This is a genomic window from uncultured Methanobrevibacter sp., assembly GCF_946184425.1.
Taxonomy (GTDB): Archaea; Methanobacteriota; Methanobacteria; order Methanobacteriales; family Methanobacteriaceae; genus Methanocatella.
The window spans coordinates 20,976-32,816 of record NZ_CAMHFP010000023.1 but is presented as its reverse complement, the minus strand read 5'-3'; the positions used below and the strand labels follow the sequence as shown (position 1 = coordinate 32,816).

Annotated in this window: 20 protein-coding genes; 15 read left to right on the top strand and 5 right to left on the bottom strand. The window is 31.3% G+C overall.

Annotation, left to right across the window (positions count from 1 at the left end):
* The 6 genes from Q0P94_RS06490 to Q0P94_RS06465 all read left to right on the top strand — a co-directional run.
* Nucleotides 1–761: hypothetical protein (locus Q0P94_RS06490; protein ID WP_295114929.1), on the top strand; the 761-nt coding region annotated here is incomplete at its 5' end.
* An 81-nt stretch (nucleotides 762–842) separates the two neighbouring features.
* Complete coding sequence (locus tag Q0P94_RS06485) at nucleotides 843–1,469, top strand: zinc-ribbon domain-containing protein (protein WP_295114927.1); 627 nt, start codon at nucleotides 843–845, stop codon at nucleotides 1,467–1,469.
* A 474-nt stretch (nucleotides 1,470–1,943) separates the two neighbouring features.
* Nucleotides 1,944–2,531, top strand: coding sequence for an acyltransferase (locus Q0P94_RS06480; RefSeq protein WP_295114931.1), 588 nt, complete (start codon nucleotides 1,944–1,946; stop codon nucleotides 2,529–2,531).
* A 51-nt stretch (nucleotides 2,532–2,582) separates the two neighbouring features.
* Nucleotides 2,583–2,744 carry a rubredoxin gene (locus tag Q0P94_RS06475; RefSeq protein WP_295114926.1) on the top strand — a complete coding sequence of 54 codons (162 nt, stop codon included), beginning with the start codon at nucleotides 2,583–2,585 and terminating at the stop codon, nucleotides 2,742–2,744.
* Between the two features lie 101 nt (nucleotides 2,745–2,845).
* Nucleotides 2,846–2,965: a rubredoxin gene (locus Q0P94_RS06470; protein WP_295114925.1), complete on the top strand. Its 120-nt coding sequence runs from the start codon at nucleotides 2,846–2,848 to the stop codon at nucleotides 2,963–2,965.
* Nucleotides 2,966–2,978: 13 nt separating this feature from the next.
* On the top strand, nucleotides 2,979–3,089 hold the full coding sequence (locus tag Q0P94_RS06465; RefSeq protein ID WP_295114924.1) for a rubredoxin-like domain-containing protein: 111 nt from the start codon (nucleotides 2,979–2,981) through the stop codon (nucleotides 3,087–3,089).
* A gap of 18 nt (nucleotides 3,090–3,107) precedes the next feature.
* Here Q0P94_RS06465 and Q0P94_RS06460 read toward each other — a convergent pair whose 3' ends face one another.
* The gene (locus Q0P94_RS06460; RefSeq protein WP_295114923.1) at nucleotides 3,108–3,707 is read right to left on the bottom strand and encodes a YigZ family protein; all 600 of its coding nucleotides are present in this window, start codon (nucleotides 3,705–3,707) and stop codon (nucleotides 3,108–3,110) included.
* A gap of 67 nt (nucleotides 3,708–3,774) precedes the next feature.
* On the opposite strand from Q0P94_RS06460, the gene Q0P94_RS06455 reads away from it, so the two are divergent.
* Complete coding sequence (locus Q0P94_RS06455; RefSeq protein WP_295114922.1) at nucleotides 3,775–4,203, top strand: hypothetical protein; 429 nt, start codon at nucleotides 3,775–3,777, stop codon at nucleotides 4,201–4,203.
* Between the two features lie 21 nt (nucleotides 4,204–4,224).
* Here Q0P94_RS06455 and arfB read toward each other — a convergent pair whose 3' ends face one another.
* From arfB to Q0P94_RS06440, 3 genes are read right to left on the bottom strand one after another with little or no spacing between them, the layout of a single operon-like run.
* A complete protein-coding gene (gene arfB, locus Q0P94_RS06450; protein ID WP_295114920.1) occupies nucleotides 4,225–4,917 on the bottom strand; it encodes a 2-amino-5-formylamino-6-ribosylaminopyrimidin-4(3H)-one 5'-monophosphate deformylase in 693 nt (230 codons plus the stop codon).
* Nucleotides 4,918–4,926: 9 nt separating this feature from the next.
* The gene (locus Q0P94_RS06445; protein ID WP_295114919.1) at nucleotides 4,927–5,409 is read right to left on the bottom strand and encodes an RNA-binding protein; all 483 of its coding nucleotides are present in this window, start codon (nucleotides 5,407–5,409) and stop codon (nucleotides 4,927–4,929) included.
* Between the two features lie 55 nt (nucleotides 5,410–5,464).
* The gene (locus Q0P94_RS06440; protein WP_295114917.1) at nucleotides 5,465–5,971 is read right to left on the bottom strand and encodes a Panacea domain-containing protein; all 507 of its coding nucleotides are present in this window, start codon (nucleotides 5,969–5,971) and stop codon (nucleotides 5,465–5,467) included.
* 316 nt (nucleotides 5,972–6,287) lie between these two features.
* Here Q0P94_RS06440 and Q0P94_RS06435 point away from each other — a divergent pair, with 316 nt between their 5' ends.
* The 3 genes from Q0P94_RS06435 to Q0P94_RS06425 all read left to right on the top strand — a co-directional run bounded on the left by Q0P94_RS06435 (nucleotide 6,288) and on the right by Q0P94_RS06425 (nucleotide 7,328).
* Nucleotides 6,288–6,518, top strand: coding sequence for an LSm family protein (locus Q0P94_RS06435; protein ID WP_295114915.1), 231 nt, complete (start codon nucleotides 6,288–6,290; stop codon nucleotides 6,516–6,518).
* Nucleotides 6,519–6,578: 60 nt separating this feature from the next.
* Nucleotides 6,579–6,767, top strand: coding sequence for a 50S ribosomal protein L37e (locus Q0P94_RS06430; RefSeq protein WP_067042784.1), 189 nt, complete (start codon nucleotides 6,579–6,581; stop codon nucleotides 6,765–6,767).
* Between the two features lie 150 nt (nucleotides 6,768–6,917).
* On the top strand, nucleotides 6,918–7,328 hold the full coding sequence (locus tag Q0P94_RS06425; protein ID WP_295114913.1) for a hypothetical protein: 411 nt from the start codon (nucleotides 6,918–6,920) through the stop codon (nucleotides 7,326–7,328).
* Nucleotides 7,329–7,455: 127 nt separating this feature from the next.
* On the opposite strand, the gene Q0P94_RS06420 is transcribed toward Q0P94_RS06425, so the two are convergent.
* Nucleotides 7,456–7,791, bottom strand: a complete 336-nt coding sequence (locus Q0P94_RS06420; protein WP_295114911.1) for a hypothetical protein — start codon at nucleotides 7,789–7,791, stop codon at nucleotides 7,456–7,458.
* Between the two features lie 178 nt (nucleotides 7,792–7,969).
* Between Q0P94_RS06420 and rnc the strand changes: the two genes are divergently transcribed.
* The 5 genes from rnc (at nucleotide 7,970) to Q0P94_RS06395 (ending at nucleotide 11,829) form a co-directional block, all read left to right on the top strand.
* Nucleotides 7,970–8,641, top strand: a complete 672-nt coding sequence (gene rnc, locus Q0P94_RS06415) for a ribonuclease III (protein ID WP_295114908.1) — start codon at nucleotides 7,970–7,972, stop codon at nucleotides 8,639–8,641.
* Nucleotides 8,634–10,100 (top strand): homoserine O-acetyltransferase, encoded by a 1,467-nt coding sequence (locus Q0P94_RS06410; RefSeq protein WP_295114903.1) that lies wholly within the window; start codon nucleotides 8,634–8,636, stop codon nucleotides 10,098–10,100. The genes rnc and Q0P94_RS06410 overlap by 8 nt, the downstream gene beginning before the upstream one ends.
* A gap of 58 nt (nucleotides 10,101–10,158) precedes the next feature.
* Complete coding sequence (locus tag Q0P94_RS06405) at nucleotides 10,159–10,842, top strand: AzlC family ABC transporter permease (RefSeq protein WP_295114899.1); 684 nt, start codon at nucleotides 10,159–10,161, stop codon at nucleotides 10,840–10,842.
* Nucleotides 10,843–11,157 (top strand): AzlD domain-containing protein, encoded by a 315-nt coding sequence (locus Q0P94_RS06400; RefSeq protein WP_295114897.1) that lies wholly within the window; start codon nucleotides 10,843–10,845, stop codon nucleotides 11,155–11,157.
* A gap of 237 nt (nucleotides 11,158–11,394) precedes the next feature.
* Nucleotides 11,395–11,829 (top strand): hypothetical protein, encoded by a 435-nt coding sequence (locus Q0P94_RS06395; RefSeq protein WP_295114895.1) that lies wholly within the window; start codon nucleotides 11,395–11,397, stop codon nucleotides 11,827–11,829.
* Nucleotides 11,830–11,841 lie beyond the last annotated feature (12 nt).

Here is an 11,841-nt window from a genome sequence, read left to right as displayed (position 1 = left end):
ATGATTTTGAGGATGATTCTGGGTTTGATGATGAGTTAGATGATGATGATTTTGAGGATGATTCTGGGTTTGATGATGAGTTAGATGATGATGATTTTGATGACTATGAGGAAATCAGTGACTTTGAATATTTAAGATATAAGATTATATCTTATTTGGATAAATTTGGAAGTGCTGCTGATGAAAACTGGACTGAAAGTGAAGGATTCCTCACAGGATATCCGTCCTATTTGAATAATTCTGAAAATTATACATTTAATGAAAGTGATGAAAGTTATGAAACATATTTAAAAATCTATGATTCAGTTGTTTCATCATTTGAGGATTATAATTTAACTCATAACGAAACAGATTATCTCAAATTTTTAGTAATCTATTATTTAAATAATTACGGTAATTGTTCTAATTATACTTGGAACGAATCAGATGAATTCCTTCATTATTACTTGGATTATTTATGTTATTCAAATAAATCATACCCTAAATGCTTTGTTTTAGGTGCTTCATTTAGTGCTATGGGTAGTTCAAGCTGCAATGATATGGATAATACTTATTCTAGTTCAGATTTCCAAATTTCATTTGATTTTGGAGATATTGCTTATAATACTGTAAGTAGTGTGGTTGGAACTAATTCAACTGATTTAGGAAGCATATCTAATTTAAATAATTCTACAATAACTATTAATTCACAAAATGATGGTTTATCTGGCCTATTAATGGTTTTATTCGCCATTTTGATGATGGTATTGTCAATTATTTAATTCCTTTCTTTTTTTATTTTCTTTGTACGATAATATTTATGTATCTTATTCATAAATTATTAACAAAGGAGGTTTTATTTGATGACAATCATAAAACACTGTCCCAATTGTGGATGTGAACTTAGTGATGATGCTGAATTCTGTACGGAATGCGGATACCGTTTATCAAGAAATAATTCAGAAACTTTAAATTCACAGTCTGGATTTTTTAACACTTTAAATCAAAAGGTCAATTATTCAGTTATTGTTTTTTCATTAGTAATTTTTGGAGTATTCCTGTTTGTGGGATCAATCGTATGGTCTTCATTCATGGCAAACGGTTCAATTGACCTGGTAACCTATATTTTGTTGACTATAGTATTTTCAGTATTTTTTGGAGGAATATTTGTCGGGTATGTGGGATGCATAGATAAATCATATGTTTTACCAAATTTTTCGATGTATCTTGGAAATATATTTGCAGTCGTTCTATGTGGAATTGGATTAATATTTACATTTTTGATGGGGATATTGTCTGCTGTAAGTTCTGCTTTTTCATCGTTAGGAGGTTCTTCAATATACAGAAGTTCATATCAGCCTGCAGCTTCAAATTTCTCTCATTCTGTGGATTTAAGTTTCATATTTAAAATAATATTGTTTATGCTATTGATTCCGGTTGCAGCTTATTTTGGAGTATATCTGGGATATATTATAAAGGAAAATATTTAGGGAGTGGAGTTAGTTCTGCTTTCTTTCTATCATTTTAGTATTTGGTCTAAAGTAAATGCAAAAATTGATTTTGGATTTTTCACTGGCAATTCAAAATTTACAAAAAACCACAACTTGAACCATTTAGTATATATACTTATTAACTACATAAATTAATTCACTAACAAATTAAATATAATTAACAAAAGGTCCGATAATATGGTTAGATTTTCACAATCTCTTGATGATAAACAATCAAAGAATAGAGGAAAACCTTATGAACAACTCAAGGATAATCATCATTATTACTCTCATGAAGAAAGGCAACCTCATGTAGTCCATATGTCTAGAGAAGAGCAGATTTACAGGCAAACTCCTGACATTGAGTATCAAAGGCCAGTTTATCAACAAGAAGAGAATTTTTACAATCCTCCTCAAAGACAGGAAAGTGCAGAAATTGTCTATGAACGGCCTGCCGTTATTAAAAGAGAGTCTATACAAGAGGATTATTCTAAACCTGAATTGAAGTTTCCGGCTGATCAAAATATTCAGTTTGGTGTGAAATATTCTCCAAATTCAAAACCTCCTGTAATAGGTAATAATTACACTATCAGGTCTAATTCCATTATTTATAATGATGTGGTCATTGGGGATAATTTCAGAACAGGTCATAACGTGGTCATCCGTGAAAATACTAATATTGGTGATGATGTTTTGATAGGTACCAATACTGTTATTGAGGGTGATGTAATCATTGGAAATGATGTTAGCATTCAATCCAATGTGTATATTCCTACTAATTCAATTATTGAAGATAATGTATTTATTGGACCTTGTGCTTGTTTTACTAATGATAAATATCCTGTAAGGATTAACTATGATCTTCAAGGACCCAAAGTTAGGCGAGGTGCTTCTATTGGTGGAAATACTACATTCCTATCTAATGTTGAGATTGGGGAAGGTGCAATTGTTGCTGCAGGAGCTATTGTAATTCATAGTGTCCCTCCATTTTATTTGGCTATAGGAACACCTGCTCGTATCAAACCTCTTCCAGACCATTTGAAGGTTCCAAACAGATTCTAGTTTATGAAATGGGGATATTTAGAATAATGTATTTTTAAAGGAGATTATATTATGGCTTTATATAAATGCAAAATTTGCGGATATGTTTTTGATGAGGATAACATTGAAGAAGGATTAAATATTCCAGCGGGAACTAAATTTGATGATTTGCCCTCTTCTTTTAAATGCCCTAAATGTAGAATGGCTAAGGCAATGTTTCAAAAAGTTGAATAATTTTATATATTACTAACTTGAAAGATAATAATAATTAAATTATAAAAGTTTAAATACTATAGAATTTAATGAAAAATTAATAAAATTAGGAGATTGTTATTATGGCAAAATTTAAATGTAAAATTTGCGGATTTGTAACTGACGAATTTGAAGAACTCCCTGAAGACTACAAATGTCCTATGTGCGGCGCTGCTGCAGACATGTTTGAAAAAGTAGAATAAGGAGGAAAATAATATGGCTTTTGTTTGCAAAGTATGCGGATATGTTCACGAAGCAGATGAATTACCAGAAGACTTCACCTGCCCAATGTGCGGTGTAGGTCCTGAAAACTTTGAAGAACAATAAGTTTCTTCATTTCTTTTTTTATATTTTTTCTAAAAATTGTTTATTTTTGTATTCCACGCTAATTTTTCCGGAATATTTTTCGAATATTTTTTCAATGTCTCTTTTGTCTTTAGATACAATGTCATAGCTAACTTTGTCGCTATACTCCTTGTCAATTGCTGTTAACTGATTGTTTCTAACCTCCCTGTCAGCGGCTTTAATATCCCCATATTCGAAAGTGATTTTATAGACGGCATATTCTTCAATTTCAACGATTTCAGCTTCACTAATGGCTTCCATCACAGATTTGGAATATGCTCTTACAAGTCCTCCTGCACCTAATTTGATGCCTCCAAAGTATCTTGTGACAACAGCAGTAATATTGTGAAGTTCATTTTTTCTTAAAACGTTAATCATTGGTTTTCCAGCAGTTCCGCCAGGTTCACCATCATCGTCAAAGCCTTCTCCATCACTTACGATATATGCGGTGCAGTTATGAGTGGCATCGCTATACTGATTATTTAATTTTTGAATAATCTCCTTTGATTCCTTTTTTGTTTTAGTTGGAAATAATGAGCAAATAAATTGAGATTTCTTTACGTTTATTTCACATTGAACCGCTTTTTTTATTGTTTTCATAATATCCTATATATTTATATAATTAATTAAACATATTATAGTTAATTAATTTTACAAGGTGTTAATATTGTCAAGTAGATCTGCTACAGTATTAGTAATATTTATAGTTGCAATTGTTGCTTTTTGTTTAGCAAGTGTTTTTGGAGCTATGACCGGACAGATATCCATTTTACCAAATAATAGTGAAGATGGAAATATTTTAGATAATCTGTCTTCTTTTGTTGAACAGGGAAATACCGGTGAAAGTTATGGTGATACTTCATATCATGATTATGATTATTCAAGTCAGTCATCTGGTGACAGTCATTCTGTAGAAACTACTTCTGATAATTCAGGTCACTCTAGTGATTCATCCAGTTCATCATCTGGTTCAGATTCTAGTTCTTCTCAATCAAGTAGTAGTTCTAGTTCTTCAAATGTTGAAACAACTACTGATAGTTCTAGTTCTTCTCAATCAAGTAGTAGTAGTTCTGGTTCCGGACCAAATACTTCTTAATCACTTTATTTTTCTTTTTTTTTAAAAATCTAATAATTTTTCAACATCTAATAAAACGGAATTGATTGCTAAACTGAATAATCTTTGCCCGTAAACTTCATCCACATATACTCCGTTTTCTTCAACATCTCTTGCTCCTTCTTCGATGTTTGGATCATTTTCACGAGCCTTTTTAAATCCGTAAAGTCCAACCTCTTCGTATTCATCAACATTTGCTTGGTTTTTGATTTCATCTTCATTTAGAATACCTAAAACTTTAGCCATTGACAATTCACCACTGCCTCCGTGAGGACCTTCTGATGAAATTACCTTATTGTTGAATACGATTGCTAAATCTGTTTTATCTTCAATGTCCCATAACTCTGCCATAAGTGGAATATTGCCTCCATGAGCATTCACAATAACTACTTTTTCTATGTTTAAGAATTTTTTAGCAGAGTTAAGTGTAGTAATGACATTTTCTTTCAGTTCTTCAAGAGAAACATGAACTCCATGGTCTATTTCATCTAATTCATAAGCGGGAAATATTATTCCTAAAAATTTGGCTCCTGTTTCCAGGGCTGATTGAAATGCAATGTGTGCTCCGATTTTTGCATCAGTATCTATTGGCAATGCAGGGCCGTGGTTTTCCAAGTGTGACCCAAGAGCGATTATTCCGATTTTGTGAACTCCGGGGTCTTTAATTTTTCCTGCGCGATATCTTAATTCTGCCATGTTATCACCTTATAATTCAAAGTTCCAAATGTCATCGCCAACATAATGTTTTGTTTCAACAGCTTTTCCGGAATCGTTTTCAACCATTTCTTCACCAGTTATAAGACTTACTCCAATTGCCAGGGGTTTTCCATGTGTTTCATCAATGATTAAAACAATATCACCTTTTTCAATTCCATCATCTGCAGCTACGATTCCAGGACTCATGATGTCAGCACCGTTGCTTACAAATCTGATAGCACCCATATCCACAGTTACTTTTTTACTTTCTATTTGATTTGCAAGAGCTGCCTTAAGTGTTGGAAATGGTTTATCATCAATTATTATGATATAAGGTTCTCCATCCACTAAAATAAATGAATTTGGTTCTGCTTCTAGAATTTCAACATTTTTTTTGTTTTGGAGTATGTCCCCATATTCTCCCAATTCAGTTTTTATTTCTTTAATTTTTTTCTTTTTTAAGAAATTTCTTTTTTTGACTTTTATGCTCATGTTTTTTGCCTATAATATTTTAATGAATAATATTTATAAATTCAAATAAATAAATTTATTTATTTTTAAGTTTAATTTTTCTCATGGAATAATTATTGTTTCTTGAAAATACGTATCTGCAGTCTATTTTTTCTCCTAAATGGGCAATATTAAATGGTGGATCGTTTCTTGTGTATTTGGCAATCGATGATGCATTGTGATTGCTTAAGTTATTGATGCTTAAATCTATTATTTCCTGTTCTTTTTCGCTGAACTTTGCTTGTGGAATTATTGTTAGATAGTATCTGTGGAGTATTCTGTTGTAATATGGTTCCTTTCTTAAAAAAAGCTGGTTTTTGTCAATTAATTCCTGTGTTATGTCATTGAAGTGTTGGGGTTTGATCCCCTTTCTTGATTTTATGTATGTTTCTTTTGTAAGTAATTTGCCGTATAGTTCATAATAATTAAAATCAATGAAATATAATAGGGTACAAAGTACCGTTTTTCCTAAATTGGGCTTATTATAACATTTAGATAAAATATAAGTAATTAATTTGATGTAGGTGTCTTTATCGAATTTCATTTTATTTTTCCGGTGATGGTTGGTTGTTTTTAATATATGTTTTGGTTTATATTTAAGTCAACTCAAAGAGCATTTGAAAAATAATGGAATTCCTTAAAATTTAAATTAATGGAGGATAATATTAGTAATTGAGTCGAATTTTCATTCTTTTTCTTAAAAATAAGGTAACATTTATATAGTAGTTGAATTATAATTATTAGTATTAGTTTTAATTAGGTTTTGTCTTATCTTAACTTGATTATATTATGTCTAATAATGAGTGTTTACTCAAATTTGATTAATAAAACTAAAATTTGTAATAATATAAGGTGATATAATGAGCGGACAAAATGTTCAAAGACCACTTGATGCATTAGGAAAATCTGTAGATGCTCCTGTTTTAATCAAACTCAAAGGAGATCGTGAATTTAGAGGTGTACTTAAGAGCTTTGATTTACACATGAATTTAGTTCTTAACGACGCAGAAGAGTTACAAGACGGGGAAATTACTAGAAGACTCGGTGTTGTACTCATAAGAGGAGACAATATTGTTTATATTTCACCATAAATATTATTCAATACTTATTTCGAGATTATATTTTCAACGATAACTTAGGGAGGTGTATCAATGTCAAAGGGAACTCCATCAATGGGTAAAAAGAATAAAAAGACCCATATCAGATGTAGAAGATGTGGTAGAAACACTTATCACATACGTAAAAAAGTTTGTGCTTCTTGCGGATTCGGTAAATCCAAAAAACTCAGAAGGTACAGCTGGCAAAATAAAAAACCAACTACTAGACAAAGATTAGTATAGGTTGGTAAATATTTCTGAAGATTATTTAATAATCTTCTTTCAAATCTATTTTTCAAGTAACTTTTTCATCACTGCTTAATTTATTAACTACTATTTTTAGATATATTTATTAAATAATTAATGAAACTAAATTATTTTGGAGGTATCATCATGACAAATTTAAATGATGTTGCTATAGATAATGATGTAATTTTAGAAGATTCTATTGTTTTTGTTAAAGGTGAAGATGATATTTTAGCTGTTGGTATTAATAATGTAGGAATAAAACAAAGAGCTGACGATACTATGGGTATAAGATTTTCCCTTACTCCAAAACAAACTAAAGATTTGGAAAGGTATTTTACCAAATTCCAAAACGGCGAAAAGTTGTATTTCAATATTTCACAAACAGGTTATAGGCCGGTATATTACAGGGGTTTATCTCCAATAACTAAAGAGGTAAGTACGGAGTATGAATCAAAATTTAATGTAACGGTATTTTTGCAGAAAGCTATTGTTGTCCCGGATGATAATTATTTTGAACCAACTTGCGAATGCTGCAGTTTTTGCCATATAGGTTAGTTTTTTCATAAAATTAATATTTGGGAATTTGAAAATATTTGAATCATATTATTGATTCTCTTGAAAAAGAGATAGTTTGATGGTTTTAACATATTCAATATGTCAAAGCCAATAAACATATTTTTTTTTAAATTTCGTCTTCGACTGCTTCCCACAAGTCAGTAGCCCATCCTTGAGACCCATCAATTACCATATCAAGCAATCTTACCTTACCATCTTTGAATCTAAATAATCTGTAGTCCTGTTGTGGTTTTTTTGCGGTTCCTTCTTTATTGCAGTCAAGATATAATCCTTCTGAATATTCTTCTTCAAAGTTTCCTGCTTTTACAAAATTTCCAACAAGTGAATATCCATTTGTAACACTTTTGTCTAATTCTTCTACTGTTTTTAACCATCCACCTTGTGATCTGAATTTTATGTCAGGGTCAATTTTTGTTATTTCTTCTTGCCAATTTATTATCATATTACCAAATCCTTTTTGATATTACTTTGAGTCATTATGTAATTTAAATGAAAAGCAAGAGAGCATTTGAAAAGAAATATTTTTATAACAATAGTTATATATGTTGTCAATATAAATTATATATAATTAAAATTCCAAAATTATATAATGTATATTAAATAAGTTTGGGCTTTTATTTATGAATTTGTTTGAAAAGTTTGGCATTGTCACAGAAAATATGCAGTTATATAAAATGGCATTTACTCATGGATCTTATGCGACTTCCCATAATTTAGATTATAATTATGAACGATTGGAGTATTTGGGTGATGCTGTTTTAAGTTTAATTGTATCAGAATATTTATATGAAAAATATCCTCAGTATGAAGAAGGTAAACTCACAAAATTAAGGGCAAATTATGTTTGTCAAAATGCTTTAATATATTATTCTCATGTATTGGGTTTAAAGGATCATATTAAAGTGGATGCTGTGGATACATTTCTGACTGAAAATGAAATATTATCTATAACTGCGGATGTTTTCGAATCCTTCTTGGGTGCAATATACTTGGATCAAGGCGTGGAATTTGCAACAGAGTACATATCAAAAACGATTTTCAAATATATTGATGAAGAAAAAGTCTTCTTCAGAGATTATAAATCTACCATTAAGGAATATGGGGATGCTGAAGATATTAAAATTGACTATGAAGTGCTGGAAGAACATGGTTTTCCTCACGACAAGATATTTGTAATTGCAATTTATATTGATGGAAAAAATATGGGTATTGGAAAAGGTAAAAATAAGAAAGAAGCTGAACAAGCAGCTGCTAAAGTAGCTATTGAAAAATTAGGTGTTTTAGATGAGTGAAGAATCTGTTGGGATTGTAGAAACCAAATATTTCAATATTGAAGATCCTATTAAATTAGATAGTGGAAAAACTCTTAAAAAAGTCACTGTTGCTTATGAAACTTATGGTGAACTTAATAAAGAAAAATCAAATGCTATTTTAATCTGTCATGCTTTAACTGGTGATGCACATGCTGCAGGATGGCATGAAGGTGATAGAAAGCCAGGATGGTGGGAGATAGTAATAGGTCCGGGAAAGGCTCTTGACACTGATAAGTATTTTATAATATGTTCTAACGTACTGGGAGGATGTAAGGGAACAACTGGCCCAAGTTCCATTAATCCTGATACTGGTATGGAATATGGTATTAATTTTCCAGTTATTACAATTAAGGACATGGTCAATGTTCAAAAAAAGTTGATTGATGCAATGGGAATCGAACAATTGTATGCTATAATTGGGGGATCCATGGGGGGAATGCAGGTTCTTCAGTGGCTTGTATCATATCCTCAAATGATGAAAAAAGCAGTTCCAATGGCTACAGCTGCAATGTCTTCACCTCAACAGATTGCATTCAATGCTGTGGGTCGTCAATCAATCTTTGCTGATCCTGATTGGAATAATGGAAACTATTATGAAACCGGTAAAATTCCTAGAAATGGTCTTTCAATAGCCCGTATGATTGCACATATTACTTATTTGAGTGATGAATCAATGTATATTAAGTTTGGCCGTGATTTGCAGGATAAAGATGAAATAAGTTATGATTTCACAACTGATTTTCAGGTTGAAAGCTACTTGAAGCATCAGGGTGAGAGTTTTGTAAAGAGATTTGATGCAAACAGCTATTTATACATTACAAAGGCAGTTGATTTATTTGATTTATCAGTTAATAATTCATTGATTGATGGCTTTAAAGATATTGAAGCTAAAATTGAAGTCATTTCTGTTGATTCTGATTGGTTATATCCTACAGAGCAAAGCACGGAAATTGTAACTGCACTAAATGCCAATGATATAGAAGTGTCTTTTTCTGAAATCAAATCTAATTATGGTCATGATGCATTTTTACTTGAAAAAGGACAGTTGAATTTTATATTATCAAAATTCCTAGCAAACAATGTTGTCACTGATTTGATGAAAGAAGTAATAGTTACAATTAAGGAAAATGCTGATGTTGTTGATGCTGCAAAACTGATGTTGGATAAGCAGGTCACTCATATTCCGGTTGTCACGGATGATTATAAATTGATTGGGATTGTTACCAGTTGGGATTTGTCTAAATCAATTGCCACTAATTCCAATAGGCTGAAAGATATTATGACAACAACTGTGAAGTATTGTTATGCAGACGATTCAATTGAAACTGTTGCTAGAATAATGAGTAAGTTTGACATATCTTCACTTCCTGTCGTTGATGAGGATATGAAGGTATTGGGTATTGTCACAACAGATCAAATTAGTTATTTATTGGGTTAAATTTCTAATTTTCTTTTTTTTATTATTTTAATATTAAGGGGATATTGATATTTCTAGAATGGGTAAGTTTATTGAAGGTGCTAAAAAGGGTATTCCAATAACATTTGGATATGTTCCAATGGGAATTGGTTATGCAGCAATAGCTATGAAAGCAGGTTTTACGCCTCTGCAGACAATTTCAATGTCTTTTCTAGTTTATGCAGGTGCTGGTCAGATTATTGCAGCATCAATGGCTCTTAGTGGTGCTACATTGATGGCAGTTATTTTAACCAATTTTGTTGTTAACTTAAGGTATTTTGTAATGTCCACCTGTGTTTTAAATAAAATTAAATATTCAAATACTCCATTGAGCATTCTGGCGGCACATGTGACAGTCGATGAATCATTTGCTATGTTTTCATTAAGTGAAGACTCATCGATATGGATATATTTGGGAATTGCTATAACGGCATGGCTTTCTTGGTGTTTAGGTGCGGCAATTGGTGTAGTTACACTCAACCTGCTTCCAGTTATCGTAACTAACAGTTTCAATATTTCATTATATGCATTATTTGTTGCAATCCTTGTTCCTTCAATCAAGGAAAGTAAACAGATTGCACTTTTAGTTCTGATAACTGCAGTTTTGAATATTATTCTAAGTCAGTTTTTGGGAAATTGGTCTTTGATTGTATCAACTCTTGTAGGTGCTGCAATTGGTATGTATATTGTTGATGATGAATATCTGCTGTTGGAGGATGATTAGATGGATTATGTTAGCTTATTGATACTTGGATGTGCTATTGTTACATTTATTCCGAGATTAATTCCGGCATTATTTGTAGACAAGCTGAATTTTTCCCCAAAATTTGAAAAATTTTTAAATCTTATTCCTTATACTGCACTGGCGGCGTTGATATGTCCGGGTGTTCTGACTGTGGACAATCAGCTATGGTACATTGGTTTGATAGGTGCAGTTGTTGCAGCAGGTCTTGCATGGAAGAAGGTACCTATGGGTGCTATTGTTATTTTAACAGTGGTAGTTCTAATAACAGTTTATTCTATAGTTCCTTTCTTTTAAGTAACTTCTTTTAATGAGAATTAATCTTTTTATTCTCATCTATTTTTTTTATTATATTCTAAAATAAAGTCGTAATTCGATAAAGATTGAGCTGATGCAGTGCTGAAAGATCTATTTCCAAAATTGAAAAGATGGGATAACATCTAAATTCCAGTCAAACTCTTTTTTTTTAATTCCGTTTGTAATCCTCAAACTATTTAAGGTTAAAAATAGTATATATTAAAAGGAGTTTGAAATATGAAATTGTGGAATCCTATCGCTTTTTTTATAAGTTTGATTATGAGTATAATAATGCCGTTAATTTTTGCAACTCCAATGGGGATGCCTATATGGATTTGTTTTTTAATGTGGCCGGTTAGATGGGTTGTTGCTTACTTTTTAGTTAATCTAATTGTTCATCCGTTGGGATTAAAACTGGCGGGCAAATTTTTTGGTTTCAAACTAGGCATGAAAACTGGTCTGTGGAATCCTTTAGCATTTTTTATAAGTCTTATCATGAGTTTTATCATGCCTTTGATATTTGGAGTGCCTATAGGACAATTACCTGTTGACATGCTGGTATATTTATGGCCTGTCAGATGGGTGGTAGCTTACTTTATTGTAAGTCAGGTAGTAAATCCTTTGGCATTTAAACTGGCAGGTAAAGTATTTGGATTCAATCCAATGAAATAGCTAAATTTATTA